This window comes from Streptomyces sp. HB132 (assembly GCF_016909575.1).
In the GTDB taxonomy this organism is placed as follows: Bacteria; Actinomycetota; Actinomycetes; order Streptomycetales; family Streptomycetaceae; genus Streptomyces.
Window position 1 is genome coordinate 201,863 of sequence record NZ_JAFBGA010000001.1, and the last position, 26,959, is coordinate 228,821.

Genomic DNA, 26,959 nt, shown 5'->3' on the forward strand with positions numbered 1-26,959 from the left:
CGGCCGGGCCGGGCCCGCGAGGCCCGGCCCACGCCGTCAGCGTGCGGTGAACGCCAGCGCGTCCGGGGCGAGTGCCGGGACGAGCCCTTCGGCCGCCGCCCGGGTCAGCAGGCCGCGGACGGCCGCGTAGCCGTGCTCGCCGAGGTCGGCGGTGAACTCGTTCACGTAGAGCCCGATGTGCTGGTCGGCCACGGCCGGGTCCATCTCCTGGGCGTGCTCCAGGACGTAGGGACGTGAGCGCTCCGGGTCGTCCCAGGCCATCCGCACCGACGTGCGGATCGATTCCGACAGCCGGTTCAGCGTCTCCTCGCCCAGCGAGCGCTTGGCGATGATGGCGCCGAGCGGGATCGGCAGGCCGGTGGTCTGCTCCCAGTGCTCGCCCATGTCTGCGAGGCTGTGCAGGCCGTAGTTCCGGTAGGTGAAGCGTGCCTCGTGGATCACGAGCCCGGCGTCCACCCGGCCGTCGCGCACCGCGGGCATGATCTCGTCGAACGGCATGACGACGATCCCGCCCACTCCGCCGGGCACGACCTCGGCAGCCCACAGCCGGAAGAGCAGATAGGCGGTGGAGCGCTCGCTCGGCACGGCGACGGTCTTCCCCGTCAGGTCCGCGCCCGCCTCCTTGGTGAGGACCAGCGGCCCGCAGCCACGCCCGAGGGCTCCGCCGCACGGCAGCAGCGCGTACTCCTCCAGCACCCAGGGCAGGACGGCGTAGGAGACCTTCAGCACGTCGAACTCGCCGCGCTCGGCCATGCCGTTGGTGAGGTCGATGTCGGCGAAGGTGACGTCGAGGGCGGGCGCGCCGGGGACCCTTCCGTGCGCCCAGGAGTCGAAGACGAAGGTGTCGTTCGGACACGGCGAGAAGGCGATCCGCAGCGCGGGGAGCGGTGCGCCCGCGGAGTCGGTGGCGGTGTCAGTCACGGTGTCGGTCGAGTCGGTCATGCCGGGTCCAACTTTCAACTACGGGTGCGGTCTTCCCGAACGCCTCGGTGAGCGCCGTCAGGGCGTCGCCGATGCGCCAGGCCTCGCGGTCGCGCGGCCCCACGGTGTTCGATACGGCCCGGAGCTCCAGCGCCGGCACGCCGAACCGGTCGGCGGCCTCCGCGACGCCGAAGCCCTCCATGGCCTCGGCGACGGCTCCGGGGTGTGCGGCCAGCAGCTCGGCGGTGCGGGCAGCGCTGCCGGTCACGGTGGAGACGGTGAGGACCGTGCCCCGCACCGCTCCGGTGGCCTGCGCCACGTCCCGTACGAGGTCTCCGGGCGGTGCGAAGGCGTCCCTGCCGAAGCCGAGACCGGTGACGGGCACGAATCCGTCCGGGGTCTCGGCGCCCAGGTCCGCGGCGACGATGTTCGTCGCCACGACGAGGGAGCCGACGGGCGCGGCGGGTGCGAACCCGCCGCCGATGCCGGCCGAGACGACCAGCGAGTAGGGGGTCGAGGCGGGCGCGGCGGCCAGGGCGAAGGCGGTGGCGGCGGCTGCGGCGGCCGGTCCGGCGCCGCCCGAGAGGACGTCGAAGGGGCCGGCCCGGTGCAGCTCGGCGCCCGGCACCTCACGTATCCGCGGCTCACCCCCGAACGCACGCGTGACCGCGTCCCGTTCGGCCGGGACAGCGGTCACGACAAGCATCCGCACGGCGGAGGTCCTCGGGGTCAGAGGGTCAGGACGTCTTCGTGAGCTGGAAGTGCCAGATGCCCGTGAGCTTCTGGCCCTTGGTCTCGACGATGCTGACCTGCGTCTTGTCCGCCGTGGTCTCGCCCGTCTGGCTGGCGAAGAAGGCGCTGCCGGGGATCGACCGGTAGGTCCGCTTGTACGGCTCCTGCTCGGCCTGCTGGCCGTTGATGAACAGGGACCAGCCGTTGTCCGCGACCTCGGGGTCGACGCCGAAGCGGACCTTGTCGTCCATGGCGACCTTGACGGACTTGTCCGCCTTCTTGTTCAGGCAGCCCTGGATCTCGGACTCCTTGAGGGCGTTGCCGTCGTTGTAGCAGGCGGCCTCGGAGCTCACCGAGTTGTCGCCGACCGTCACGGTGGCGAGCGGCGTCGGTTTGTCGCAGGCGGACAGGACGAGAAGTCCCGCGGACACGGCACCAAGAGCGACGCCGATTCGACGGCCCTTACCGGAGAAGAACGCAACGGTCATGCGCCGAAGGTTATCGGTCGGTGCCGCTCATGCCACGCGGGGGTGCGGTGAGCCGCGCCGTGCGGCCCCCAGGAGGCCCCGTACGGAGGCGGCCGCGCCGAGGGCGAGGAGCCCGGCGGCTACGGACATGCCGAGTACTCCGTTGAGGGGGAGCGCGATCCCGATCGCGCCGCCGACCACCCAGGACATCTGGAGCAGCGTCTCCGACCGTGCGAAGGCCGAGGTACGCACCTCCTCCGGCACATCGCGCTGGATCATCGCGTCCAGCGACAGCTTCGACAGCGCCTGGGTGAAACCGGCGACCGCGGCGAGCGCGGCGACCATCAGCGTGCTGAAGAACACCGCGGCCAGCACCGCGACCCCCAGGGCGAGTCCCAGCACCGTCGCCACGATCACCTCGGGGCCGCGTGCCCTGAGCCAGGAGCCCACCGCCGTGCCGCAGGCGTTGCCGGTGCCGGCCGCGACGCCGACGATGCCGAGGGAGACGGCGGCGCTCTGCCCGGCCAATGGGTGCTCGCGAAGCAGGAACGCCAGGAAGAAGATGAGGAAGCCGGAGAGCGCGCGGTGCGCGGCGTTGGCCTGGAGGCCGTGCAGGACGGACGGTCCGACGGACCGCAGCCCCGGCGGTTTCTCCCGCCCGCCCCTCCTGCCGATCCTCGTGCTGCCGCTCCGGCCGCCCTTGGTCCCGGCGCCGGTGGCGACCGGGCGGGCCGTCTCCTCGTGGGGAACGACGAGACGGGCCTTGCGCTCGCCCTTCGCGGAGTCGACCTTGTGCGGCAGCGTGAAGGCGAGGACGGTCCCGCCGAGGAAGATCGCACAGGCGCCGTAGAGCGGCCAGGCCGATCCGATGCTCTGCAGCCCCGCTCCTATCGGTGCCGCCACGCCCGTGGCGAGCAGCCCGGCCAGGGTGACCCGCGAATTGGCCTTCACCAGGGAGAAGCGGGGTGGCAGGAGACGGGGCACTACGGCGCTGCGCACCACTCCGTACGCCTTCGAGCAGACCAGGACGCCGAGCGCCGCCGGATAGAGCTCCAGGCCGCCCGTGGCCACCGCACCCGACATCGTGATCGCGAGCACCGCCCGGGCGAACATCGCACCGGCCATCGCGGCGCGGCGGCCGTGCGGCAGACGGTCCAGGAGGGGGCCGACCACCGGGGCGAGCAGTGTGAAGGGGGCCATCGTGACGGCGAGGTAGAGGGCGACGCGTCCGCGGGCCTCGTCCGTCGGTACGGAGAAGAACACCGTCGAGGCGAGTGCGACGGTGATCATGACGTCACCGGCGCCGTTGACCGCGTGGAGCTCGATCAGCTTGCCGAGGCCCGACTCGCCCGCGCCGTGGGCGTGGGTCGCCTTGCGGATGCCGCGCGCGGTGCCGGTGAAGGGGGCGCGCAGGGCGCGGCCCATCGCCCGGCCCGCCCTGCGGAGCGGACCGGATCCGTCGGACGACCTGGCGGCAGCCACGTGGTCATAGTGCCCCACCCCCCGCTGTCATGAACCCATGATCGAGCCGGGGCGTGGCGGCTGCCGCTCCGTCGGGTGAGTCCTCCACGGCGGGGAAACGGCCGGGAAGCGGCCGGGACACACCGCCGATCCCGGACGAACCGGGCTAGGTGCGCCGGTGCTCCGTCAGCTGATCCACAAGGGTTCCGGTCCAGTTTGGGACGGGCATGTGGGCGCGGGGCGGCGGAGAGGGTAGCGTGCACTCACGCGCCACCGGCGGTTGTTCTTGGCCGCGCGCCTCTCCGCGATCCCGCAGAATGGGTGGCAGAAGGCGCGCCCGAGGCAGGCACAACGGGTGTGGACGTCGACGCGGCCCCCAGGTCCGCTCCGCCCACAACTGTCATGGCCGAAAATCGGACATCGATGGAGCTGCTGGCGCGCTCGTGAGACGGCGTATGGAGAGAAGCGAGACCTGTGAGTGCTGCGACGACGCGAAGCCGTACGGCCCGTACCCCCGCCCCTGACCGTCTGTGCGCCGAGGCGGTAGACCTCGCACGCGCTGCGGCCGAGGAGGCCGCCGCGCCAGGAGTGGTGGGTGAGCACGTGGCGCTGGTCTCCGAGGGGGACCGGGTCGTCACGCACTACTTCGAGGCCAAGGAACCCGGCTACCGGGGCTGGCGCTGGGCGGTGACGGTCGCCAGGGCCTCGCGCGCCAAGAACGTCACCCTTGACGAAACGGTGCTGCTGCCCGGATCCGACGCGCTCCTCGCCCCCGAGTGGGTGCCCTGGAGCGAACGGCTGCGCCCCGGCGACATGGGCCCCGGCGACCTGCTGCCCACCGAGGCGGAGGACCCGCGCCTGGAGCCCGGCTGGACGGGCGAGGACGAGCCCCTGCCGAACTCCGCCGTCTCCGAGGTGTCCGAGGAGCTCGCCGCCCTCGCCGACGCGGAGGACGCGGAGCTGACGCCGCCTCCCGGGACGAGCCGCGGTTCGATCGCCGCGGTCGCGGACGAGCTCGGAACGCGCCGGGCGCGGGTGCTGTCCCGGTACGGACTGCGGCAGGCGGCCGACCGGTGGGACGAGGAGTTCGGCGCGAAGACGCCCATGGCGCAGGCCGCGCCCGCGTCGTGCGTCACCTGCGCGTTCCTGGTGCCGATGGCGGGCTCGCTGAAGCAGGCCTTCGGAGTCTGCGCGAACGAGTTCGCCCCCGCGGACGGCCGGGTCGTCTCCCTGTCGTACGGCTGTGGGGGGCACTCCGAGGCGGCGGTCATGCCGAAGCCGCCGAAGCCGACGCCGCACGCGCTGGACACGCTCCAGGTCGACGACTATCCACTGCGCCCGGCCGAGGACTCCGGCTCGGTCCTGGTCCAGCCGGACGGATCGACGGAGGACCTGGGCCACTCCTGACGCCCCCTGCCGCAGGGCCCGGAGGTCCGGCAGCCCGGACTTCCGGGTGCCGGAGGGGCTCGGTTTCCCGCTGAGGGGCTGCGGTTCGGTGGGGCGGCCCGTCGGTGGGCCCGCCCGGGACGTCTTCCCTGCCGCTGCGGGGCCCGGTCATGTCCGCGTGCCCGGGCCGGCCCGGCCGCCGGCTTCACCCCGGTCGCCGGGCGGGCCTGATCCGGCCGCGCTCGCGATGTGCCGCGCTGACCTGGGCCGGAGGCGGGCGGCGATCACGGGCCTCCCGGTCGCGGTACCTTCGGGCGCACACTGGGCGTCACGGGTCACCGGAAGAGCGGAGTACGAGCGTGGGCATGAATGCGACCGAGGGGGCCGATCCGTTCGGGACGGCGCGACTGCGGCGCGGCGTGCTCGACGCCTGGGGCGCCGGCCCCGCCCGCTTCCGGGAGGACGCCAACGCCGAGGAGGACCTGGCCCTCGGCGGATACCGCGACCGGCTCGTCGTCGAACTCGCCCAGAACGCCGCCGACGCCGCGGCCCGCGCGGGCGTCCCCGGCCGGCTCCGCCTCACCCTGCACCCGGCGTCCGACGGCGGTCCCGCCGTCCTCGCGGCGGCCAACACCGGAGCCCCCCTGGACGCGACCGGCGTCGAGTCGCTCAGCACGCTGCGGGCCTCCGCCAAGCGCGAGGGTCACGAGTCGGCCGTAGGCCGGTTCGGTGTCGGCTTCGCCGCCGTGCTGGCCGTCAGCGACGAGCCCGCCGTGATCGGGCGTCACGGCGGTGTCCGCTGGTCCCTCGCGGAGGCACGCGACCTCGCGCGGCAGGCCGCCGTCGGCAGCCCCGGGCTCGGTGACGAGCTGCGCCGCCGCGACGGGCACGTACCGCTGCTCCGGCTCCCGCTGCCCGCCGAGGGGACCGCGCCGGACGGTTACGACACGGTCGTCGTCCTGCCGCTGCGCGACGGCGTCGCCGAGGACCTCGTGGGCAGGCTCCTCGATGGTGTCGACGACGCGCTGCTCCTCACACTGTCCGGCCTCGACGAGGTCGTGATCGAGACCCCCGGGGGCACCCCCGGCGACGTACGCACGCTGCGCCGCTCGCAGCACGGTCCTTACACGCACGTCGACGACTCCGTGCACGGCCTCCACCGGTGGCGCACCGTCTCGGGCGAGGGTCCCGTCGAACCCGCGCTGCTCGCCGACCGGCCCGTCGAGGAGCGGCTGCGTCCGCACTGGTCGCTGACGTGGGCCGTGCCCGTCGACGAGGAGGGGGCGCCTCAGCACCCCCGCACCGCCCCCGTGGTGCACGCCCCGACACCCACCGACGAGCCGCTGGGGATCCCCGCGCTGCTGATCGCCTCGCTGCCCCTCGACACGACCCGACGGCACCCCGCGCCGGGCCCGCTCACCGAATTCCTGGTGCAGCGCGCGGCCGACGCGTACGCGGAGCTGCTCGCCGGGTGGGAACCCGTGTCCGTCGCCACGATCGCGCTCGTGCCGGGGGTGCTCGGCAAGGGGCGGCTCGACGGCGCGCTGCGGGCCGCGATCCTGGAGCGGCTGCCCCGGGTCGCCTTCCTGGAACCCGCCGCGCCCCGCGATCCTGCCGAGGCGACGGCGCAGTGGGACGACTGGGACGGCTCCGGGACACCGCGCCCGGAAACCACCGCGCTCCGGCCGGTCGAGGCCGAGGTCGTCGAGGGCGTGGGTGCGGAGACCGTACGGGTGCTCGCCGAGGTCCTGCCCTGTCTGCTGCCCGCCGGCCTGGAGCGCCGCACCGAGTTGCGCACGCTCGGTGTGGCCCGTGTCCCCCTGACCGAGGCCATCGACCGGCTGGCGGGTCTGGAACGGAACCCCGACTGGTGGCGGCGGCTGTACGACAGCCTGGCCGGTGTCGACCCCGACCGGCTCTCCGGCCTTCCCGTCCCTCTCGCGGGCTCCGCGGACGCGCCGCCGCGCACCACCGTCGGGCCCCGCCAGGTCCTCCTGCCGCTGCCCGACGCACTGACCGAACCGGTCCTCGCCAGGCTGGCCAGGCTCGGGCTGAAGGTGGCCCACCCGGACGCCGCGCACCCGCTGCTGGAGAAGCTCGGTGCCCTGCCCGCCACCCCCCGGGCCGTCCTGACGACCCCGCAGGTCCGGGCCGCCGTCGCGGGTTCGCTGGACGCGGGTGAGATCTGGGACGAGGACGCCCTGGACGGGGACGAGCTCGCCGACACCGTCCTCACGCTCGTACGCGACGCCGACCTGGCACCCGGTGACGAGCCCTGGCTGGGCGCGCTGGCCCTGCCCGACGAGGACGGGGAGCCGGCGCCCGCCGGCGAGCTGGTGCTTGCGGGCAGCCCCTTCGCCCAGGTGATGCGTGAGGGCGAACTCGCCCTGTGCGACGCGGAGCTGACCGAGCGCTGGGGCGAACAGCCTCTGACGGCCTGCGGGGTGCTGGCCACCTTCGCCCTCGTGCGGGCCACCGACGTCGTCCTGGACCCGGACGAACTGGAGCCCCGCGACGGTGACTTCGCCGAGACGGACGACGCCGGTCTGCTCGATGCCGTGGACGTGTGGTGCGAGGACGTCCTGGACCAGCTCCCGGACACCCCGGTGCCGCCGGTCGCCACTGAACTCGTCGCCGTGCGCGACCTGGACCTCGTCGACGACGACGCCTGGCCGCAGGCGCTGGCGATGCTGGCCCGGCCGCCGCTGCGCGACGCGCTGACCCAGCCGGTGCGGGTGCTGCTCCCGGACGGTACGACCCAGTCGGTACGGCCCTACACCGCGTGGTGGCTGCGCGACCACCCCGTGCTCGACGGCCGCCGCCCGGCGGGCCTGCGCGCGGCCGGCGGCGACCCGCGCCTGGCGGGGCTGTACGACTCCGCCGACGCCACCGGCTTCGACGACGCGCAGGTGCTGCGCGCACTGGGCGTACGGACGTCGGTCGCCGCGCTCCTGGACGAGCCGGGCGGGGCGGCCGAGCTGCTGGGGCGGCTCGCGGACGAGGAGCGTCCGGTAGGCCCGGTGCAGCTGCACTCGCTCTACACGGCGCTCGCCGAGCTGGATCCCGAGCAGGTCACGCTGCCCGACGAGTTGCGGGCCGTCGTGGACGACGAGGTGCGGGTCGCCGACGCGGCGGACGTCCTGATCGCCGACGCCCCCGACCTGCTGCCCCTGGCCGGCGGCCTCCCCCTGCTGCCGGTGGCCCCGGCGCGGGCGGCCGAGCTGGCGGACCTGCTCCAGGTGCGGCGGCTCGGCGAGAGCGTCGAGGCCGCGGTGTCGACGGAGGGGGAGGAGCACCAGGTGCCGGATTCCGTGCGGATCCTGCTCGGCGCCGGGACCCCCGACACCTACGTCGAGCACAGTGAACTGCGCGCCGGAGGCGTCGAGCTGGACTGGCGCCGCACCCCGGACGGTGTCGTCCACGCGTCCACGGTGGAGGGCGTGGCGGCCGGTCTCGCCTGGGCCGCCGGTCAGTGGCCGCGCCGCTTCGAGGTGGCGGCCCTGCTGGAGGATCCGTCGCGTACGGAGGAGCTGGCGCGGGACCGCTGGTTCGACTGAGGGGCCCGGCGCCGGGAGCTCACAGCTCCTTGACGTACCGGTGCGCGTGGGCGAGCGAGGCGAGGGGGTGGCGGTCACGTACGGTCTTGACCGCCGCGACGTCTCCACGTTCGTCGCGTACGGCGCGGACCTCGTTCTCGTCCACCTGGTCCCGGAATCCCTCGTAGGTTCCGTAGCGGTCCTCGAAGGCGCGCTTTCGCCGGCGGACGATCCGGTCCCCGGCGAAGGCCAGCACCGCCCCTACGATTCCGATCACGATGACTCCGGTGAGGCCGTCGATCATCGGTACCCCCTCCTGCCTTCTCTCGAAGACGTGAATGTGGCCGTCGAAGGCCCTGCCAGGTCAGCACAGCCAAGGTGCGGCCGGGTTCATGTGATCTTCACAGAAAAGTCGTTGACCGGGCACAACCTTTCACAGGTGTGAGCTGTCTGGTCTGTGGAGTCATCAGACTCACAGACCACATGGGGACCGTCGGCCGCGGGACTTGCCACGGGCCCCCTTCTCCACCTGGGGAACACATGCGTATTCGTGCCACTGTCGCCGCCGTTTCCGGCGCCCTGGCTCTGTCCGCTCTCGCCGTTCCGGCGGCGCAGGCGGGCGACCGGGCTGTTCCGAGCCTGGACAAGCCCACTGCCGCCGAGGTGTTCGGCGTCACCAAGGCCCCGCTCGCGAGGTCGCGCGCCGCCGTGGCGGAGCCCGTGATCTCCAAGGTCGTCATCAACGGCGGCAAGGACATCGTCCTCGGCACCACGGCCTCGAAGAAGATCACCGTCTCGCTCACCGCCTCGCACCCCTCCGGCATCACGGACGCCTACATCGACCTGTGGCACGGCTCGGACGTCGAGACGGACGTCGACGGCTGGGTGATTCCGAACGAGGATGTCGCGAACTGCACGAACTCCAGCGCCACCACCGCCACCTGCAAGCTGACGATCACGATCGTCCCCGGCCAGGACCTGTACATGAACGCGCTGGCCGGCACCTGGCACGTCACCGCCGGCGCGCTCGCCGGTGACGACTCGTTCGCGTACGACGACTACTTCTCCAAGGCCCGCGTCCAGCGCCTCTCCAAGGTCACCGTCAACGCCGCCCCGGAGCCCGTCAAGAAGGGCAAGACCATCACGGTCACCGGCAAGCTGTCGCGCGCCAACTGGGAGACCGGCACGTACAAGGGCTACGCCGGTCAGTCGGTCAAGCTGCAGTTCCGCAAGAAGACCAGCAGCACCTACACCACGCTCAAGACCATCAAGTCGAGCAGCACCGGTGAGCTGAAGACCACCAGCACGGCGTCCGTGGACGGCTACTGGCGCTACAGCTTCGCCGGTACGTCCACCACCCCGACCGTCACGGCCGCGGGTGACTTCGTCGACGTGAAGTAGCCGCAGGGCAAGCCCTTCACGATCTATGTGGGAAAGCGGCGGCCGACCAGCCTCCAGGCCAGTTCCAGGACGGCCGCCGCGACCGCCGCGATCCCCACCGCGGCCCACGGCATGGTCGTCCCCACCAGCTTCAGCGCGAAGAAGTCCTGGAGCCACGGCACGGCGAGCACGACGAGGAAGCACAGGCCCATCGTCGCGACCAGGGCGATCCGCCACCACGTGTACGGGCGGGCGATGATCGCCAGGACCCACATGGAGACCAGGAACAGAGTGAGCGTCGCCGCGCTCGTCTCCGCGTCCAGCGCCCCCGTACCGGCGTAGTGGTGTCGGGCCAGCAGGTAGGTGGTGAAGGTGGCCGCCGCCGCGATGGTCCCGGAGGGGACCGCGTAGCGCATGACACGGTGTACGAAGTGCGGCCGGGCCCGCTCCTTGTTGGGGGCGAGCGCGAGGAAGAACGCCGGGACGCCGATCGTCAGCGTGGACAGCAGCGTCAGGTGGCGCGGCAGGAACGGGTACTCCACCTGGAAGCACACCACCAGGATCGCCAGCAGCACCGAGTAGACGGTCTTCGTCAGGAACAGGGTCGCGACCCGGGTGATGTTGCCGATGACCCGGCGGCCCTCGGCCACGACCGACGGCAGCGTCGCGAAACTGTTGTTCAGCAGCACGATCTGGGCCACCGCGCGGGTCGCCTCGGAGCCCGAGCCCATCGACACCCCGATGTCGGCGTCCTTGAGCGCCAGCACGTCGTTGACGCCGTCACCGGTCATCGCGACCGTGTGCCCCCGTGACTGGAGGGCCCCGACCATGTCCCGCTTCTGCTGCGGGGTGACCCGGCCGAAGACCGCGTTGCGCTCGATCTCCGTCGCCATCTCGTCGCGGTCCTCGGGGAGGCGGCGGGCGTCCAGGGCGTGCTCGGCACCCGGCATCCCCAGCTTCTGGGCAACCGCGCCGACCGACACGGCGTTGTCGCCGGAGATGACCTTCGCCGCGACGTTCTGGTCGTCGAAGTAGGCCAGGGTCTGCCCGGCGTCGGGGCGCAGCCGCTGCTCCAGGACGACGAGCGCGGTGGGTACGGCCTCGGAGGCGGCGTCCGGGGCGTCCAGCTCGCCGCGCACCCGGGCGAGGAGCAGGACCCGCAGCCCCTGCTCGTTGAGGTGCACGGTCTCCGTCAGGGCGGGGTCGTCCGGGGGCAGCAGCACGTCGGGGGCGCCGAGCAGCCAGGCGGAAGCGTCGCCGTCCCCCTCGGCGAAGGCGGCGCCGCTGTACTTGCGGGCCGAGGAGAAGGGCACGGCCTGTGTGACGTCCCAGCCCTCGCCGTCCGGACAGGCGTCGATGATGGCCTGGAGACTCGCGTTGGGCCGTGGGTCGGAGGCGCCGAGGGCGCCCAGGACCCGGCGTACGTAGTCCTCGTCGGAGTCGTTCAGCGGGCGGACCTCGGTGACGTCCATGCCGCCCTCGGTGAGGGTCCCCGTCTTGTCCAGGCAGACGATGTCGACCCGTGCCAGACCCTCGATGGCGGGAAGCTCCTGCACCAGGCACTGCTTGCGGCCGAGCCGGATGACACCGATCGCGAAGGCCACCGAGGTGAGCAGGACCAGGCCCTCGGGGATCATCGGGACGATGCCGCCGACCGTGCGGGCGACGGAGTCCTTGAAGTTGCTGTCCTTGACGACCAGCTGGCTGATGATCAGTCCGATCGCCGTCGGCACCATCATCCAGGTCACGTACTTGAGGATCGTGCTGATCCCGCTGCGCAGTTCGGACCGGACGAGGGTGAAGCGGGACGCCTCCTCGGCGAGCTGCGCGGCGTACGCCTCGCGGCCGACCCTGGTGGCGGTGAACGCCCCGCCGCCCGCGACGACGAAACTGCCGGACATCACCGGGTCGCCGGGCCGCTTGACGACGGGGTCGGCCTCGCCGGTCAGCAGTGACTCGTCGATCTCCAGGCTGTCCGCCTCGACGACGGTGCCGTCGACGACGGCCTTGTCACCGGGACCCAGCTCGACCAGGTCACCGAGGACGATCTCGGACACGGAGACCTCGGCGGCGGCTCCGTCGCGCCGCACGGTCGGTTTCGCCTCGCCGATGACGGCGAGGCTGTCCAGGGTCTTCTTGGCGCGCCATTCCTGGACGATGCCGATGCCCGTGTTGGCGATGATCACGAAGCCGAACAGGCTGTCCTGGATCGGCGCGACGAACAGCATGACGACCCAGAGCACCCCGATGATCAGGTTGAACCGGGTGAGGACGTTCGCGCGGACGATCTCGGTGACGGAGCGGGACGAGCGGACCGGTACGTCGTTGACCTCGCCCCGTGCGACCCGTTCGGCGACCTCCGCGGTGGTCAGGCCCCCCGGTGGCGCGGGAGCGGGGGAGGTCGGTACGGGGTCCGGTCGCTCACCGGAGGAGTCGAGTGCCCGCTGCGTCATGATTCCGACCGTACGGGCGGACGGTGCGGTTCACCCCCCGGGCGCCGGAAGATCCGACCCGGGGAGGAGCGGAATGGTCCCCTGGTCGTACGCGGACGACCCTCCGGAGCGGGCGGCCGGACAGGAGCGGGGGCGCGTCAGTGACGCGCGGTGCCCGGCGTGGACTCCTCGGCGGCGGCCTGTGCGGCGGCCCGCTTGATCGCCGCGTCCCGGCCGCGGACCAGCCAGATACCGATGAGGCCCAGTCCGGCGCCGGCCAGGCAGACCCAGATCCACCAGGCGTGACCGCGGTCGTCGAACCAGCCGTAGAAGGGGACCTGCACGAGGAAGAGGACGAACCAGAGGATCGTGCCGCCGGTGATGGTGGCGACGACGGGGCCCTCCAGGGGCTCGGGCGCCTCGTGTTTCGGTGTCCACTTCTGCATGCGGTCAGTCTAGAGCTGTCCCCGGCCGGGGCGCCGCGGGCCAGTCGGCTCAAGGGTCTACGCGCGGAGATAGCGATCTTTCGCTTATGTATTCATACTGAATCTGCTTGCGGGTGACTCGATTTATTCGTGTGAACATCCAAATCTGTCTGATTTTCATCCCCCTCGATGCACGACTGAAGGTCCTACATGTCCTCCTCGGCCACCGCTCCGGTCGATCAGCCGCCGACGCCGCAGCAGCCCCACGGCGTCCTTGATCGTTACTTCAAGATCTCCGAGCGGGGGTCGACGGTCGCGCGAGAGGTCCGTGGTGGTTTCGCCACGTTCTTCGCGATGGCGTACATCATCGTGCTCAACCCGATCATCCTCGGCAGCGCGAAGGACATGTACGGGCACCAGCTCGACGGGGGCCAGCTCGTCACGGCCACCGTGCTGACGGCCGCGTTCTCCACGCTCCTGATGGGTGTCATCGGCAACGTGCCGATCGCGCTCGCCGCCGGCCTCGGCGTCAACACCGTCGTCGCCCTCCAGCTCGCCCCCCGGATGAGCTGGCCGGACGCGATGGGCATGGTCGTCCTCGCGGGCATCGTCGTGATGCTGCTGGTCGCGACCGGGCTGCGCGAGCGGGTGATGAACGCCGTGCCGCGCTCGCTCCGCAAGGGCATCGCGATGGGCATCGGCCTCTTCGTGCTGCTGGTCGGCCTGGTCGACTCGGGCTTCGTCTCCCGTATCCCGGACGCCGCGCACACCACGGTGCCGCTCCAGCTCGGCGCCGACGGCCACCTCAACGGCTGGCCCGTCCTGGTCTTCGTCCTCGGCACGCTGCTGACCCTGGCGCTGATCGTCCGAAAGGTACCGGGAGCGATCCTGCTCTCCATCGTCGTCATGACGGTGGTCGCACTGGTCATCGACGCGGTCGCGGACCTGCCCGCCGGCGCCTGGGGTCTGACCGTTCCGGAGTGGCCGGGCAATCCCGTCTCGTCCCCGGACTTCGGCCTGGTGGGTGAGGTCAGCCTGCTCGGCGGCTTCAGCAAGGTCGGTTATCTGACCGGCGTCCTCTTCGTCTTCACCGTGCTGCTGTCCTGCTTCTTCGACGCGATGGGCACCATCCTCGGCGTCGGCGACGAGGCGAAGCTGATGGACAAGGACGGCAACTTCCCGGGCATCAACAAGGTCCTGCTCGTCGACGGTGTCGCCGTCGCCGCGGGTGGCATCACCTCCTCCTCGGCCTCGACCTGCTTCGTGGAGTCCACGGCGGGCGTCGGTGAGGGTGCCCGGACCGGGCTCGCGAGCGTGGTGAGCGGGCTGCTCTTCACGGTGGCGCTGTTCCTGACGCCGCTGGCGACGATGGTCCCCTCGCAGGCGGCCACCCCGGCACTGATCGCGGTCGGGTTCCTGATCCTCGCGGGCAACGTGCGGGACGTCGACTGGAGCGACTTCACGCTCGCCATCCCGGCCTTCCTGGCCATGCTGATGATGCCGCTCACGTACTCGATCACCAACGGCATCGGCATCGGCTGCATCGCCTTCAGTGCGATGCGCCTGGCGGCCGGCCGCGGCAGGGAGGTCCCGGCGGCCATGTACGTGGTGTCCGCGGTCTTCGTCTTCTACTACGCGATGCCGGCGCTCGGCCTCACGTAGGCGCGTACCCCTCCACCCCCACGGGGCGGATTCCCGTCAGGTGACCCGATCGGCCGGGTCACCGTGGCGGGGGTCCGCCCCGTAGAACTTCTCCGTCTCGTCGACGGCCGCGTGGAAGCGCTCGTCGAAGTCGTCGCGGACGAGCGTCCGGACCACGTAGTCCTGGACGGTCATGCCGCGTCTGGCGGCGTGCCGGCGGAGCCGCTCGAGCAGCTCACCGTCTATGCGCAGGCTGAGCACTGTCGATCCCATGCCAAGCAGAGTCGCGGCACACATGGGCCTCTCGCGGCTCTTTCCGCCTCATACTCACTCGTTCGGGTGATCAGTTTCTCGCGCGTGTACCACCGGCTGGTATTTAGCACAGCTAATGAGTTACGCTAAGCAACATGCCTGACCTGATCCACGACGGCGACAGTGCGGCCGCCGTGAGCTCCCTTCGCTCCGCCGTGATGCTGCTGGGCCGGCGCCTGAAGCACCAGCGCGTCGACGAGTCGCTGAGCCCCACAGAGATGTCGGTGCTCGGCACCCTCGCCCGTTGCGGTTCCGCCACTCCCGGTGAGCTGGCCCGCAAGGAGCACGTGCAGCCGCCGTCGATGACCCGCATCGTCGCGCTGCTGGAAGCCAAGGGGCTGGTCAGACTGGACCCGCACCCCGATGACCGTCGGCAGAAGATGGTCAGCCGGACCGAGCAGGCGGAAGCCATGCTCGCCGAGAGCCGCTCCAAGCGGAACGCCTGGCTGGCCGATCTCGCCGAGGGCCTGGACGAGGACGAGTGGGAGAAGCTACGGGCCGCAGCGCCCGTGCTGGAGAAGCTCGCCCACCTCTGATCCGGCCGGGCGGGCGGGCCCGCGGAACGCGGCCCCGCACCGCCCGCCGTCACGTCCTCGTCAGCACGTACGCCGTATACGCCCGAGGAGGCGAACCCTTTTGAGTACGGGATCCGGAGCAGACTCCGCCCCCGCACCGACTTCCACCCACGAGAGCAAGACCGGCGGGACCTTCTCGTCGCTGAAGATCCGTAACTACCGCCTGTTCGCCACGGGCGCCGTGATCTCCAACACCGGTACCTGGATGTCCCGCATCACGCAGGACTGGCTCGTCCTGAGCCTCACCGGGTCCGCCGCCGCCGTCGGCATCACCACGGCCCTCCAGTTCCTCCCGATGCTGCTCTTCGGCCTGTACGGCGGGGTCATCGCCGACCGGCTCCCGAAGCGGCGTCTGCTGCTCATCAGCCAGGCGGCACTCGGCCTGTGCGGCGTCGCTCTCGCCGTCCTGACCCTCTCCGGCGTCGTCGAGGTCTGGCATGTCTACCTGATCGCCTTCCTGCTCGGCATGGTCACCGTCGTCGACAACCCGGCGCGCCAGTCGTTCGTCTCCGAGATGGTCGGCCCCGCGCAGCTGCGCAACGCGGTCAGCCTGAACTCGGCGAACTTCCAGTCCGCCCGGCTCATCGGCCCCGCCGTCGCGGGTGTCCTGATCACGACGGTCGGCAGCGGCTGGGCCTTCATGTTCAACGGGCTGTCGTTCATCGCCCCGCTCGTCTGCCTGCTCATGATGCGTACGAGCGAGCTCCACGCGTCCGTGACCGTGAAGCGGGCCAAGGGACAGCTGCGCGAGGGCCTGCGCTACGTGTCCGGCAAGCCCGAGCTGATCTGGCCGATCGTCCTGGTCGGCTTCGTCGGCACCTTCGGCTTCAACTTCCCGATCTTCCTGACGGCCTTCGCGGACGAGATCTTCGACGGCGGCGCCGGGATGTACTCGTTCTTCAACATCCTCATGGCGGCCGGCTCCCTGGCCGGGGCGCTGCTCGCGGCCCGCCGCCGCTCCTCGCGGCTGCGGATGCTGGTGGCCGCGGGCACCCTGTTCGGTGCCCTGGAGATCGTCGCGTCGCTGTCGCCGTCCGTCTGGCTCTTCTCGCTGCTGCTCGTCCCGATCGGCATGATCGGCCTGACGACCAACATCAGCGCCAACACGAGCGTCCAGATGGCCGCGGACCCGGAGATGCGGGGCCGGGTGATGAGCCTCTACATGATGGTCTTCGCCGGGGGCACACCGGTGGGCGCCCCGATCGTCGGCTGGATCAGCGACGTCTACGGCGCCAGGACGGGCATGGCGGCCGGAGGCACGATCTCCATGCTCGCCGCGCTCGGTGTGGGCTTCGCCCTGACGCGCGTCGGGGGCCTGCGCCTCAAGCTCGACCTGCGCCCGGGCCGCCCGCACGTGCGGTTCGTCCCACGCGAGCAACTGGCTACGGCTGCCTGAGCCGTCCCGCGTGCGCCGCCCCCTTCTCGCCGAAGGGGGCGGCGTTCTCGTTCCCCGGCCCCCGGCCCCCGGTCCCCGAGGGGAGCCGGCCGCCGCCGGCGAGAGGACCGTGCCGGTGAGGCCGATCGCGGCGCCGAGAGGGCCCGTCCTCCGGGCACGCGGGGACGCTGGGACACTCGGCCCATGAGCAGCCGCCCCAGCCAGAGACTCTTCGCCGCCGTCCTGCCGCCCGAGCCCGCCGCCGATGAGCTGGCCGGGGCCGTCGCCCCGCTGCACGAGCTGCCCGGGGCGCTGAACCTCCGCTGGACCGCGCGGGCCGGCTGGCACTACACGCTGGCCTTCCTCGGGAACGTCGACGAGGAGCTGCTGCCGGAGTTGTACTCCCGGCTGGAGCGGGCCGCGCACCGGACCGAGCCGTTCCCGCTGCGCATCCACGGCAGCGGCCGGTTCGACGGGCGGGCGTTCTGGGCGGGGGCGGAGGGCGGCCTCGACACGATGCGGCTGCTGGCGCAGCGCACCCACGCCGCCGCGCGCAGGTCCGGGGTGGAGATGGAGGCGCATCGCCGCTACACCCCGCACCTCACCCTGGCCCGCAGCAGGGTCCCGGCCGACCTGGCGCCGTACACGGCGGCGCTGGAGGGCTTCGAGGGCACGGAGTGGGAGGCCGCCGAGCTCAGTCTCGTACGCAGCGACCTGCCGGTGGACGGGGTGCCGGGGGAACAGCCGCGGTACGAGGTCGTGCGGGCCTGGCCGCTCGGCCGGTGAGCGGGGCGGTTACGCTCGTGGGGTGGACCCGAAGACCAGAAACCGCATCATGGCCGCCGTGCTCGTGCTGATGTTCGTCGTCGTGGCGGCGGCCTCCGCCCTCGGAGGCTGAACCCCGGGGCGGAGGCCGCACGCGCGCCGCGTTCCTACCAGGCGAAGTTCTCCGGCGACGGGCCCGGGCCCGGGAAGATCTCGTCCAGGGCGGTCAGCACCTCGTCCGACAGCTCCAGCTCCACAGCGCGCAGCGCCGAGTCGAGCTGCTCGCGGGTGCGCGGGCCGGAGATCGGGCCGGTGACACCGGGCCGGGTCAGCAGCCAGGCCAGGCCCGCCTCACCGGGCTCCAGACCGTGCTTCTCCAGCAGGTCCTCGTACGCCTGGACCTGCGCCCGCACCTTCGGGTCGGCCAGCGCGTCGCCGGACCGGCCGGAGGTGGACCGGGCGCCGCCGCCGTCACGCTCCTTGCGGATCGCGCCGCCGAGCAGCCCCCCGTGCAGCGGCGACCACGGGATGACCCCGAGGCCGTACTCCTGGGCGGCCGGGATGACCTCCATCTCGGCGCCGCGCTCCATCAGGTTGTAGATGCACTGCTCGCTGACCAGCCCGTAGCTTCCTCGCCGGGCGGCCCGCTCGTTGGCCTGGGCGATCTTGTAGCCCGAGAAGTTGGACGAGCCCGCGTAGAGGATCTTGCCCTGCTGGATCAGTACGTCGATGGCCTGCCAGATCTCGTCGATCGGGGTGTCCCGGTCCACGTGGTGGAACTGGTACAGGTCGATGTGGTCCGTCTGCAGCCGCTTGAGGCTGGCGTCGACGGCACGGCGGATGTTGAGGGCGGACAGCTTGTCGTGGTTGGGCCAGGCCTCGCCGTCCGCGGCCATGTTGGCGTAGACCTTGGTGGCGAGGACGACCTTGTCGCGGCGGTCGCCGCCCTGCGCGAACCAGGTGCCGAGGATCTCCTCGGTGCGGCCCTTGTTCTCGCCCCAGCCGTAGACGTTGGCGGTGTCGAAGAAGTTGACGCCCGCGTCCAGGGCGGCGTCCATGAGTGCGTGGCTGTCGCTCTCGTTGGTCTGGGGGCCGAAGTTCATCGTCCCCAGGACGAGGCGGCTGACCTTGAGTCCGGTGCGTCCGAGCTGCGTGTACTTCATGGTGCCCCAGCCAACTCCTTCGAGCGCGCTCGAAGCAAGGGGGGTCTCAGGCGCGTCGCGCGAACCGGTCGATCGCGTCCAGTACCGCCCGCCTGGTCGCCGGGCCGCCCAGGTGGCCCGCGTCGTCGATCACCGTCAGTTCGGCGTCCGGCCAGGCCCTGGCCAGCTCCCACGCGGTGATCAGCGGGCTGTCCAGGTCGAAGCGGCCGTGCACCAGGACGCCGGGGATGCCCGCGAGGCGGCCGGCGTCACGGATCAGCTGCCCCTCCTCCAGCCAGGCGGCGTGCGCGAAGTAGTGCGCGCAGATCCGTACGAACGCCTGCTGGTCGCGGTTGGGCCGTCCGCCGTACGGAGACGGGCCGGTGTACGCCTCCATGGACACCACCACGTCCTCCCAGGCACACCAGTCGGCGGTCGCCCTCGCCCGTACGTCGGGGTCGGGGCTCTCCATCCGCCGGGCGTAGGCGGCGATGACGCCCCCGGGCCCCTCGGCCTCGGGAACTCCGGCCCGGAACAGGTCCCAGGCCTCGGGGAAGAGCTGCCCGGCGCCCCGGTACAGCCAGTCGATCTCGCTGCGCCGGGTCGTCGTGACGGCCTGGATCACGATCTCCGAGACGCGCTCCGGGTGCTGTTCGGCGTACGCGAGGATCAGTGTGGAGCCCCACGAGCCTCCGTGCAGCAGCCAGGTGCCGATGCCGAGGTGGGCGCGCAGGAGCTCCATGTCGGCGATCAGGTGCGCCGTCGTGTTGTGCCGCATGTCGGCGGCGGGGTCGCTCGCGTGCGGGGTGGAGCGGCCGCAGTTGCGCTGGTCGAACTGCACGACGCGGTAGAGGTCCGGGTCGAAGTACTGCCGGCCCCGGTCGTTGCACCCCGAGCCCGGTCCGCCGTGGACGACGACGGCGGGCTTCCCGTCGGGGTTGCCGCAGACCTCCCAGTACACGAGGTTGCCGTCGCCGACGTCCAGCATCCCCTGGTCGTACGGCTCGATGGGCGGGTACTTCTCGTCGGGCTTCCGGTCCACTGCGGCACTCCTCACGGTTCGGGCGGTCCACGGGTGGCCGGCCCCGGGCGCGCACCACCCCCAGGACTACCGGTGCCTCGCTCGTGCAGGGCTCAGCGGGAACCGGGGGCCGGATTCCGGCGATTCAGGGGGCGATCGGCAGCCGGCGCTTGTGATCGGTGAGGCGGTAGCGGCCGACGATCGTGTCGAAGGTCCGCTCGTCCACCGGCTTGCCCTCGAGGAAGTCGTCGATGGCGTCGTAGGTGACCCCGAGCGCGTGCTCGTCCGCCTTGCCCGGGGCGAGCGTCTCGAGGTCGGCCGTCGGCACCTTCCGGACCAGCTCGGTGGGTGCGCCCAGCGCCTCCGCGACGGCGCGCACCCGGCGCTTGGTCAGACCGGTCAGCGGGACGAGGTCGGCGGCGCCGTCACCGAACTTGGTGAAGAAGCCGGAGACCGCCTCGGCCGCGTGGTCCGTGCCGACGACGAGGCCGTTGTGCGCCCCGGCCACCGCGTACTGCGCGATCATGCGCTGGCGGGCCTTGACGTTGCCGAGCACGAAGTCCTGGTGGTGGGGGTCGCGGAAGGTCACGTCGCCGGTGAGCAGGGACCCCTGCGTGGCGTCGCTCGCGGGCTTGATGTCCACGGTGAGCACGTGGTCGGCCCGGATGAAGGAGAGCGCGAGCTGGGCGTCGTGCTCGTCGGCCTGGACGCCGTAGGGGAGCCGCATCGCGTAGAACCGCGCCTCGTGGCCCCCTTCCCTTGCGCGCTCGACGGCGAGCTGGCACAGCCGGCCGGCGGCGGTGGAGTCCACGCCGCCGCTGATGCCGAGCACCAGGGAGCGCAGGCCCGTCGATGTCAGCCGCTCGGCGAGGAAGGCCACGCGGCGCTCGATCTCCTGCGTGGCGGCGAAGGTCTCCGAGACCTCCAGCTCCCGGGCGATCTCCTGCTGCAGGGCGATGTTCGCCGGCTCGCTCACGTGTGCTCCTGGGTCCGGTTCACGATGGTGTGTCGCGCTCAGCCTACTCAGGGCCCCCGACACCTCGGAGGCCGGTGACACCCCGGTGGAACCGGGCCGCCGGACGCCCGGGAAACCGGCGTCCGTGCCCGTCAGCCCTTGACGGCCACGTGGTACGCGGACGCCCACAGGGTGGCCGCGGAGGCCAGTCCGACGACGGCCCGCACGCCCTCGTCCGAGACGCCGGCCGCGATCAGCGCGAGACCGAGGACCGCGGCGGCGCTCAGCAGTGCGGCCGTTCCCTTGTACTGCCACTGGTCGTAGAGGCGCGCGAGCGGAATGAAGTGCAGGCCCACGACCAGTGCGATGGCCGGAGGGATGAACGCGGGGTGGCCCGAGGCGTTGGACGCCGCGATCACCGCGAAGATCGCCGCGAGTTCGATGACGTTGACGACGCCGACCGAACGCGCCCAGTTCTCCGGCAGGTTCACCGCGCGGGGCGAGGGAGCGGCACCCTTGCGGTAGGCGAGGACGATCGCCGCGGCGGTGACCGGTACGGCGAGGATCTCGACGGCCAGGGCCGCACCCGAGGACGCCAGTCCGGACGCCCCGGCGAAGGCCCAGACGAGCGCGAACACCGACAGGACGACGGTGCCCCGGCGGCGCAGCGTCCGCGTGAGCACGGCGCATTCGGCGTCCGTGGGTGTCGAGGTCGTCGGCTGGATCATGGGGCGAGAGTACAGCGGCCGTTTGGGCTGTCCGGGGGTTTTCGGCAGGGAGGGGAATGCCTCCACTTACGGAGGGGTGCCGTCCGGCCCGTGCCGTGCTGACCTGAGGATTTCGCGGCACGGGGACGAAGCCGGGTGCGGTCCGCGCGGCCTCCGGGACGCCGTGGAAAACTGGGGGAGCCTCATCCTGACCGGGTCCGTGAGGCAGAGCGAACAGCGATGCGACAGGAGGCCGCGGCGTGAACGCCACCCCACAGGTGCTGGCGGTGCTGGACGAGGTCCTCGCCGCCGCCGACCCCGGTGAGCGCGGCGCGCTCTGGCGTCTCGCCGAGCAGGGGCGGGAGTTGGACGCCAACGTGATCCGGCTGCCGCCGGGCGAAGGGGTGGGCGTGCATCAGGAGGACGTCCTGGACGTGCTCCTCGTGGTCCTCGCGGGCACGGGCAGCCTGCGCACGGGAGCCGACGGCACCCTGGGCCTCGGCCCGACGACGGTCGTCTGGCTGCCGCGCACCTCGCGCCGCGCTCTGGAGGCGGGGCCGGAGGGGCTGACGTATCTGACGGTGCACCGACGGCGCCCGGGACTCGCGGTCAAGCCGGCCGTGCGCGCTCCCGCGTACGAGGGCGGCGAGGCGCCCTGCATGCTGGACCTGGTGTGCCCGGAGTGCGGGCGGCTGTCGGCGGACCGGGCGCCGAGGTTCTGCAGCGCGTGCGGGGAGCCGTTCCCGTAACGCTGAGGGCGGATGCGGTGCGGTCCGCCGCCGTCAGGTCCCGAGGCCGGCGTCCCGTGCCAGCAGTGCCGCCTGAACCCGGTTCTCGCACTCCAGCTTGGCGAGGATGCGGCTGACGTAGGTCTTGACCGTCGCCTCGCTCATGTGGATCCGCTGACCGGCGTCCGCGTTGGACAGGCCCTCACCCAGCAGGGTCAGGACCTCCCGTTCGCGGGCCGTGAGCTTCTCCAGCATGCGGCGTGCCCGTTCGGCACGGTCCGCCGTCCCCCCGGACGCCAGGGAGTCCACGACGTGGCGGGTGGCGCCGGGCGACAGATACGCGTCCCCCGCCGCTGCCGCCCGTACCGCCCGCATGAGTTCCGCGGGTGCCGAGTCCTTCAGCAGGAAGCCCGCGCTTCCCGTGCCGAGAGCCCGCAGGACGTTGTGCCGTTCGCCGAACGTCGTCAGGATCAGCACCCGCACCTCGGGGACGGACCGGCGCAGTTCGGCCAGGGCCGTCAGGCCGTCCATGACCGGCATCTGGATGTCGAGCAGCGCGACGTCCACGCGCTGCGACCGGGCGATGTCGACCGCCTTGCGGCCGTTGGCCGCCTCTGCGACGACCTCCATGTCGTCGGCCGAGGAGAGGATCATCCTGATGCCCGCCCGGATCAGCGGCTCGTCATCCGTCACTAGAACCCTGATCACGACTCTCCTGCGCGGTGCTGAGCGGTCATACCTGCGGGCATCCGGTCATCATCCCCGATCCGGCCGGTGTTCCGGAGGCCGAAGGGCGGGTCCCTCAGCTCTCGATCTCGAAGGACTTCTTCTCGATCAGTTTGCCGTCCTTGAAGCAGAACCGGAAAACCGGTTCGGTGTCCAGGCTGCTCCCGAACTCCGTGGAGAGGAGGACGAGGCAGGTCGAGCCCTCGGGTTCGGCCGGCGCGTTCGCGAGTGACCCGGGGCGCATCAGGGAGTCCCCGCTCGGGAGTTGTGCGCGGACCTCCGCCTCGGACTGGCCCACCTTCACCGCGTCGTACTGCTTCGGCTCGATCATGCCCTTGTCCGCCTCACGCATGAGGAAGATCCCTCCGACGACCACCGCGGCCACCACCACCACGCCGGCCACGGCCGCGATCCCGCAGCCGATCGCTATGCCGTTGCCCCTCTTGGTCCTGCTCATTGCTCTGGCCAACTCCTTCGGTAGACCGTTCCGGTCGGTGACCGGATCACTCTCACCCGGAGGGCCTGCCGGATTCTGCGCCCGAAAGTCGTCCGTGGCAGCGACGAACGTCGTCATGGCGTCGTCGTGCGGAGGGCTCACCGGGTCGCCGCCCTGCGCGGTGTACGGCAGCACGGCCGCCAGCCGGAAACCGCCGTCCGGCGTGGGTCCCACGTGCACCATGCCGCCCACGAGCCGGGCCCGTTCCTCGAGCCCGGTGAGTCCCTGGCGCCCGCTCGGCACGCCGCTCACGGGCTCCGCCGCCGGGCCGTTGGCGACCTCGACGACGAGCGAGTCCGGTTCGTAGCGCAGCCCGACGACGATCGACCCGCCGGGGGCGTGCTTGTGCGCGTTGGTCAGGCCCTCCTGGACCACGCGGTACGCGGCCTGGCCGGTGGTCGGGGCGAGCTGACGGACGTCCCCCGACCGCCGCAGCTCGACGGCGGCCCCCGCCTTCCGGGACGCGTCCACCAGGCTGTCGACGCCGGCCACCCCGCGTGCCGGGTTGCCGGGGTCCTCGCCGTACGAGGACGGGTCCCGGGGGCCGGCCGGGCCGGGGGCCCCGACGCCGTCCCTCAGCACGCCCACCACGTCACGCAGTTCGTGCATGGCCGCCACCGACGCCTCGCGCAGCACTCCGACGGCCTCCCGCTGCGCCGCCGTCAGTGTGCGGTCCACCTCCAGCGCCCCCGTGTGGACCGCGATCAGCGCGAGTTGGTGCCCCAGACTGTCGTGCATGTCCTGGGCGATGCGCTGGCGTTCCCGGATGCGGGCGTGCCCGGCGATCATCACGCGCTCGCGCAGGAGTTGGGCGTTGTACTCGCCGAGGGTGTCGGTCAGTGTCCGGCGCTGCGACCAGTAGCGGCCCGCGAGTCCCGGCAGCAGGACCGGAATCAGCAGCAGCAGTCCGGCGAAGGCGGCGAGCGACAGCGAGAACTGCGGCATGTCCCACAGGAGCGACAGGCTCAGGACGAGGCCGTAGGCGAGGGTGAAGACGCCGGCCGCCCTCCCGAGCCCGTCGATCCGGCGCCCGGCCGACCAGGACGCGACGACGAGGAGCGGTGTGAAGCCGCTGAGCACGGCACAGCCGACGGCGGTCGCCAGCAGCACCGTCGCGGGCAGCGCCCGGCGCAGTGGCGACAGCAGAGCGGCACCGAGCCCGATGCCGACGGCCCCTGCCGGACCGTAGTCCTCCACGACACCCGCGGCGGCTGCCAGGAGGGCCAGGACGAGGCTCAGCAGCGGTTCGCCGACGACGCGCCGGACCGGCCACATGCCGGCCTCGAACAGAGCCCGCCCGGGCACGGCCCGGAACGCCCGGAGCGGCCTCACCACCGTATTCCGGGGGGCGGGCGCTGGAGAGGTCATGGTTTCCACACGAGTCACGCGGCCACGGTAGGGCCCCCGGGCCGGGCCTCGCTGTGGCCATTGGTCGCGGCCGAGGACGACGAAAGTCGTTGCCCGGTGGGTCGGCCGGCGCACCCCGCCGGGTGTCGCCCCCCGGCGGGGGTGTACCCAGTGCCACCCGCCACTCCGGGGCGTACGCCCAATGTGCTCGCACGCCCCCGTCCGTAGCGTCGTCGGCATGGTGCAGAGCACGTCCGACCAGCAGAAGGTGATGACCATGTCCGATCGCGAACGGCGGCCCACGACGCGGACCGCCGAGGCTCTCCGGCTGGTTTCGGTGAGCAAGGTGTACGGGACCGGGGACAGTGCGGTGACCGCCCTCGACGGGGTGACCCTGAGCTTGCCGGCCGGGAGCTTCACCGCTGTCATGGGCCCCTCGGGTTCCGGGAAGTCCACGCTGCTCCAGTGCGCGGCCGGCCTGGACCGCCCCGACCGGGGCCAGGTCCTGGTGGCCGGGGAGGAGATGAGCGGCGGCAGCGAGGCGGCCCTCACGAGGTTCCGGCGGGACCGGATCGGCTTCGTCTTCCAGCAGTACAACCTGCTGCCCACCCTGACCGTCGAGGAGAACACCTCGCTGCCGCTGCGGCTGGCCGGCCGGAAGAAGGACCGGGAGCGTGTCCGCGCGATCCTCACGCAGGTGGGGCTCGGCGAGCGTCTCGGTCATCTCCCCGACGAACTCTCCGGCGGGCAGCGCCAACGGGTCGCCATCGCCCGCGCCCTGGTCACCCGGCCGGCCGTGATCTTCGCCGACGAGCCGACCGGCGCCCTCGACACCCGCAGCGCGCGCGATGTGCTGGGCCTGCTGAAGGAGACCGTCCGTCTGCACGGCACCACCGTCGTGCTCGTCACCCACGACCCGGTGGCCGCCTCCTACGCCGACTCGGTGCTCTTCCTCGCGGACGGGCGGCTGGCGGGACATCTCTTCGCACCCACCGCCGAGGCGGTCGCCGAACGCATGACCCGCCTCGGGGACCGCGCAGCCGAACGGCGCGTAAACGCCAACCCGTTGATGGAGGTGTGAGCGATGCTGTTCCTCGCCGTGCGCTCGGTCCGTGAACGCCCGGGGCGCTTCCTCGCCACCCTGCTCTCCGGGTTTCTCGGTGCCGTGATCATCATGACGTTCGGTTCCCTGCACGACACGGCAGCGGCTCCCGGAGTCGACCGGGTCAGCTCGGATTCCATGACCGTCTCCGCGAGTGTCGTCGGCGGATACGGGTCCCTCCTCGTCTTCTTCGCCATCGCCTCCACCCTCACCGTCAGCGTCCGGCAGCGTGCCGAGGAGATCCATCTGCTGCGCTGCACCGGAGCCACTCCCGCCCAGATCTCGCGCATGGTCGTCGGGGAGTCCGCCGTGGTGGCACTGGCCGGCGCGGTGCTCGCCGTCGGGCCCGCCGTGCTCGGCGGCCGGCTCCTGCTCGACCTGTTCAAGGACAGCGGCCAGGTCGCCGCGCACGTCGAGCCGGTCTTCGGCGCCATGGCGCTCGGGTCGGGCTTCGGAGTCGCGGTCCTGACGTCCGTCGGTGCCGCGTTCCTCGCCGTGCGCCGCGCCACGAGGACCGCCGCCGGAGCCCACCGCCCGGGCCGCGGCCGGGCCCGGACGGTCGCGGGCTGCGCCGCGCTGGTGGCCGGGGCCGGGGCAGCCCTGAGCACGTACGCCGTCGACAGCACGGAGGAGAGCCTGATGGCGTTCCCCGCCTACGGGGCCATCCTGCTCTCCGTCGGCCTCGCGGTCCTCGCCCCGTCCCTGCTGGGCCGGGTGCTGGCACTCCTGGGCGGGCCGCTCGCGGCGGTGGGCGGGGCCGGTGGCTATCTGAGCGTCCGTAACCTGCGGCGGCGGGGGGTGCAACTGGCCGGGGTGCTCATGCCGATGACCATTTTCACCGGCGTGGCCACCGCCACCCTCTACATCCAGGCCGTCGAGAGCGACTGGGTCACCGGATCGGGCCTGGCGAAGACCGTCGAGGACAAGAACGTCGAGACCCTCAACCTGGTCGTCGTCGGCATCGTCGTCGTCTTCTCCTGCATCATGCTCGTCAACAGCCTGTACGCGGCCACCTCCTACCGCAGGGGCGAGTTCGGCCGACAGCGTCTCGCCGGGGCGACCCCAGGCCAGGTCCTGGGCGTGGTCGGCTGGGAGGCGGTGATCCTCACCCTGACCGGGCTGGTCCTGGGCACCGTCGCGGGGATCGCGGGGATCATCCCCTTCACGATGGTCCGCACCGACCGGGTCCTGCCCGGCCAGGGGCCCGGCACCTGGCTGGCCGTCATCGCCGTCGCCGCCGTGGTCACGCTCGGGACGAGCCTGGGCACCGCGCGCAGGACGCTCCGCACGCCTGCCGTCGACGCGGTCGCGGTGGCCGCGTGACGCG

General features: G+C 72.1%; 24 protein-coding genes. 10 read left to right on the forward strand and 14 right to left on the reverse strand.

The annotated features are described in order from the left end of the window. Positions 1-36: 36 nt before the first annotated feature. Genes JOC24_RS01055 through JOC24_RS01070 form a run of 4 tightly spaced genes read right to left on the reverse strand, consistent with a single transcriptional unit; the run spans position 37 to position 3,602 of the window. Positions 37-942, reverse strand: a complete 906-nt coding sequence (locus tag JOC24_RS01055) for a 1,4-dihydroxy-6-naphthoate synthase (protein WP_205018170.1) — start codon at positions 940-942, stop codon at positions 37-39. Next, positions 914-1,633 (reverse strand): futalosine hydrolase, encoded by a 720-nt coding sequence (locus JOC24_RS01060; protein ID WP_205018171.1) that lies wholly within the window; start codon positions 1,631-1,633, stop codon positions 914-916. The genes JOC24_RS01055 and JOC24_RS01060 overlap by 29 nt, the downstream gene beginning before the upstream one ends. A gap of 25 nt (positions 1,634-1,658) precedes the next feature. Beyond that, positions 1,659-2,141, reverse strand: coding sequence for a DUF2771 domain-containing protein (locus tag JOC24_RS01065; protein WP_205018172.1), 483 nt, complete (start codon positions 2,139-2,141; stop codon positions 1,659-1,661). Between the two features lie 27 nt (positions 2,142-2,168). Beyond that, positions 2,169-3,602, reverse strand: coding sequence for an MFS transporter (locus JOC24_RS01070; protein ID WP_205018173.1), 1,434 nt, complete (start codon positions 3,600-3,602; stop codon positions 2,169-2,171). A 453-nt stretch (positions 3,603-4,055) separates the two neighbouring features. Here JOC24_RS01070 and JOC24_RS01075 point away from each other — a divergent pair, with 453 nt between their 5' ends. After that, positions 4,056-4,988, forward strand: coding sequence for a DUF3027 domain-containing protein (locus JOC24_RS01075; RefSeq protein WP_205018174.1), 933 nt, complete (start codon positions 4,056-4,058; stop codon positions 4,986-4,988). A gap of 344 nt (positions 4,989-5,332) precedes the next feature. After that, positions 5,333-8,524 carry a sacsin N-terminal ATP-binding-like domain-containing protein gene (locus tag JOC24_RS01080; RefSeq protein ID WP_205018175.1) on the forward strand — a complete coding sequence of 1,064 codons (3,192 nt, stop codon included), beginning with the start codon at positions 5,333-5,335 and terminating at the stop codon, positions 8,522-8,524. Between the two features lie 19 nt (positions 8,525-8,543). Here the strand turns inward: JOC24_RS01080 and JOC24_RS01085 are convergent, their stop codons facing one another. After that, on the reverse strand, positions 8,544-8,807 hold the full coding sequence (locus tag JOC24_RS01085; protein WP_205018176.1) for a hypothetical protein: 264 nt from the start codon (positions 8,805-8,807) through the stop codon (positions 8,544-8,546). 236 nt (positions 8,808-9,043) lie between these two features. On the opposite strand from JOC24_RS01085, the gene JOC24_RS01090 reads away from it, so the two are divergent. Continuing rightward, complete coding sequence (locus JOC24_RS01090; RefSeq protein ID WP_205018177.1) at positions 9,044-9,904, forward strand: calcium-binding protein; 861 nt, start codon at positions 9,044-9,046, stop codon at positions 9,902-9,904. 23 nt (positions 9,905-9,927) lie between these two features. On the opposite strand, the gene JOC24_RS01095 is transcribed toward JOC24_RS01090, so the two are convergent. After that, positions 9,928-12,336 carry an HAD-IC family P-type ATPase gene (locus JOC24_RS01095; RefSeq protein ID WP_205018178.1) on the reverse strand — a complete coding sequence of 803 codons (2,409 nt, stop codon included), beginning with the start codon at positions 12,334-12,336 and terminating at the stop codon, positions 9,928-9,930. A gap of 137 nt (positions 12,337-12,473) precedes the next feature. Continuing rightward, entirely contained in the window at positions 12,474-12,761 is a 288-nt protein-coding gene (locus tag JOC24_RS01100) for a DUF2530 domain-containing protein (RefSeq protein WP_205018179.1), read from the reverse strand. A gap of 189 nt (positions 12,762-12,950) precedes the next feature. Here JOC24_RS01100 and JOC24_RS01105 point away from each other — a divergent pair, with 189 nt between their 5' ends. Then, positions 12,951-14,402 carry an NCS2 family permease gene (locus JOC24_RS01105; RefSeq protein ID WP_205018180.1) on the forward strand — a complete coding sequence of 484 codons (1,452 nt, stop codon included), beginning with the start codon at positions 12,951-12,953 and terminating at the stop codon, positions 14,400-14,402. A gap of 36 nt (positions 14,403-14,438) precedes the next feature. Here JOC24_RS01105 and JOC24_RS01110 read toward each other — a convergent pair whose 3' ends face one another. Next, complete coding sequence (locus tag JOC24_RS01110) at positions 14,439-14,654, reverse strand: hypothetical protein (protein ID WP_205018181.1); 216 nt, start codon at positions 14,652-14,654, stop codon at positions 14,439-14,441. Between the two features lie 134 nt (positions 14,655-14,788). Here JOC24_RS01110 and JOC24_RS01115 point away from each other — a divergent pair, with 134 nt between their 5' ends. The 3 genes from JOC24_RS01115 to thpR all read left to right on the forward strand — a co-directional run bounded on the left by JOC24_RS01115 (position 14,789) and on the right by thpR (position 17,429). Next, a complete protein-coding gene (locus JOC24_RS01115; protein WP_205018182.1) occupies positions 14,789-15,229 on the forward strand; it encodes a MarR family winged helix-turn-helix transcriptional regulator in 441 nt (146 codons plus the stop codon). A 100-nt stretch (positions 15,230-15,329) separates the two neighbouring features. Then, positions 15,330-16,664 carry an MFS transporter gene (locus tag JOC24_RS01120; protein ID WP_205018183.1) on the forward strand — a complete coding sequence of 445 codons (1,335 nt, stop codon included), beginning with the start codon at positions 15,330-15,332 and terminating at the stop codon, positions 16,662-16,664. A gap of 183 nt (positions 16,665-16,847) precedes the next feature. Continuing rightward, the gene (gene thpR / locus JOC24_RS01125; protein ID WP_205018184.1) at positions 16,848-17,429 is read left to right on the forward strand and encodes an RNA 2',3'-cyclic phosphodiesterase; all 582 of its coding nucleotides are present in this window, start codon (positions 16,848-16,850) and stop codon (positions 17,427-17,429) included. Positions 17,430-17,575: 146 nt separating this feature from the next. On the opposite strand, the gene JOC24_RS01130 is transcribed toward thpR, so the two are convergent. The 4 genes from JOC24_RS01130 to JOC24_RS01145 all read right to left on the reverse strand — a co-directional run bounded on the left by JOC24_RS01130 (position 17,576) and on the right by JOC24_RS01145 (position 21,254). Next, positions 17,576-18,571, reverse strand: coding sequence for an aldo/keto reductase (locus JOC24_RS01130; RefSeq protein ID WP_205018185.1), 996 nt, complete (start codon positions 18,569-18,571; stop codon positions 17,576-17,578). 46 nt (positions 18,572-18,617) lie between these two features. Continuing rightward, complete coding sequence (pip, locus tag JOC24_RS01135; RefSeq protein ID WP_205018186.1) at positions 18,618-19,592, reverse strand: prolyl aminopeptidase; 975 nt, start codon at positions 19,590-19,592, stop codon at positions 18,618-18,620. A gap of 124 nt (positions 19,593-19,716) precedes the next feature. Next, on the reverse strand, positions 19,717-20,547 hold the full coding sequence (nadE, locus tag JOC24_RS01140) for an ammonia-dependent NAD(+) synthetase (protein WP_205018187.1): 831 nt from the start codon (positions 20,545-20,547) through the stop codon (positions 19,717-19,719). A gap of 131 nt (positions 20,548-20,678) precedes the next feature. Continuing rightward, entirely contained in the window at positions 20,679-21,254 is a 576-nt protein-coding gene (locus JOC24_RS01145) for a hypothetical protein (protein ID WP_239579334.1), read from the reverse strand. Positions 21,255-21,493: 239 nt separating this feature from the next. Between JOC24_RS01145 and JOC24_RS01150 the strand changes: the two genes are divergently transcribed. After that, the gene (locus tag JOC24_RS01150) at positions 21,494-21,982 is read left to right on the forward strand and encodes a hypothetical protein (RefSeq protein ID WP_205018189.1); all 489 of its coding nucleotides are present in this window, start codon (positions 21,494-21,496) and stop codon (positions 21,980-21,982) included. A gap of 33 nt (positions 21,983-22,015) precedes the next feature. Here the strand turns inward: JOC24_RS01150 and JOC24_RS01155 are convergent, their stop codons facing one another. Then, a complete protein-coding gene (locus JOC24_RS01155) occupies positions 22,016-22,669 on the reverse strand; it encodes a response regulator transcription factor (protein ID WP_205018190.1) in 654 nt (217 codons plus the stop codon). 94 nt (positions 22,670-22,763) lie between these two features. Then, positions 22,764-24,551: a sensor histidine kinase gene (locus tag JOC24_RS01160; RefSeq protein WP_205018191.1), complete on the reverse strand. Its 1,788-nt coding sequence runs from the start codon at positions 24,549-24,551 to the stop codon at positions 22,764-22,766. 250 nt (positions 24,552-24,801) lie between these two features. On the opposite strand from JOC24_RS01160, the gene JOC24_RS01165 reads away from it, so the two are divergent. After that, on the forward strand, positions 24,802-25,611 hold the full coding sequence (locus tag JOC24_RS01165) for an ABC transporter ATP-binding protein (RefSeq protein WP_205018735.1): 810 nt from the start codon (positions 24,802-24,804) through the stop codon (positions 25,609-25,611). Positions 25,612-25,614: 3 nt separating this feature from the next. After that, the gene (locus tag JOC24_RS01170; protein WP_205018192.1) at positions 25,615-26,955 is read left to right on the forward strand and encodes an FtsX-like permease family protein; all 1,341 of its coding nucleotides are present in this window, start codon (positions 25,615-25,617) and stop codon (positions 26,953-26,955) included. Positions 26,956-26,959 lie beyond the last annotated feature (4 nt).

Coding starts and splice junctions, on each gene's coding strand:
- JOC24_RS01100 (WP_205018179.1), bottom strand. CDS start 12,761: ATGCAGAAGTGGACACCGAAACACGAGGCGCCCGAGCCCCTGGAGGGC.
- JOC24_RS01165 (WP_205018735.1), top strand. CDS start 24,802: ATGACCATGTCCGATCGCGAACGGCGGCCCACGACGCGGACCGCCGAG.
- JOC24_RS01130 (WP_205018185.1), bottom strand. CDS start 18,571: ATGAAGTACACGCAGCTCGGACGCACCGGACTCAAGGTCAGCCGCCTC.
- JOC24_RS01170 (WP_205018192.1), top strand. CDS start 25,615: ATGCTGTTCCTCGCCGTGCGCTCGGTCCGTGAACGCCCGGGGCGCTTC.
- JOC24_RS01095 (WP_205018178.1), bottom strand. CDS start 12,336: ATGACGCAGCGGGCACTCGACTCCTCCGGTGAGCGACCGGACCCCGTA.
- JOC24_RS01065 (WP_205018172.1), bottom strand. CDS start 2,141: ATGACCGTTGCGTTCTTCTCCGGTAAGGGCCGTCGAATCGGCGTCGCT.
- thpR (WP_205018184.1), top strand. CDS start 16,848: ATGAGCAGCCGCCCCAGCCAGAGACTCTTCGCCGCCGTCCTGCCGCCC.
- JOC24_RS01110 (WP_205018181.1), bottom strand. CDS start 14,654: ATGGGATCGACAGTGCTCAGCCTGCGCATAGACGGTGAGCTGCTCGAG.
- JOC24_RS01115 (WP_205018182.1), top strand. CDS start 14,789: ATGCCTGACCTGATCCACGACGGCGACAGTGCGGCCGCCGTGAGCTCC.
- JOC24_RS01090 (WP_205018177.1), top strand. CDS start 9,044: ATGCGTATTCGTGCCACTGTCGCCGCCGTTTCCGGCGCCCTGGCTCTG.
- JOC24_RS01055 (WP_205018170.1), bottom strand. CDS start 942: ATGACCGACTCGACCGACACCGTGACTGACACCGCCACCGACTCCGCG.
- JOC24_RS01160 (WP_205018191.1), bottom strand. CDS start 24,551: ATGACCTCTCCAGCGCCCGCCCCCCGGAATACGGTGGTGAGGCCGCTC.
- JOC24_RS01080 (WP_205018175.1), top strand. CDS start 5,333: ATGAATGCGACCGAGGGGGCCGATCCGTTCGGGACGGCGCGACTGCGG.
- JOC24_RS01105 (WP_205018180.1), top strand. CDS start 12,951: ATGTCCTCCTCGGCCACCGCTCCGGTCGATCAGCCGCCGACGCCGCAG.
- JOC24_RS01145 (WP_239579334.1), bottom strand. CDS start 21,254: ATGATCCAGCCGACGACCTCGACACCCACGGACGCCGAATGCGCCGTG.
- JOC24_RS01085 (WP_205018176.1), bottom strand. CDS start 8,807: ATGATCGACGGCCTCACCGGAGTCATCGTGATCGGAATCGTAGGGGCG.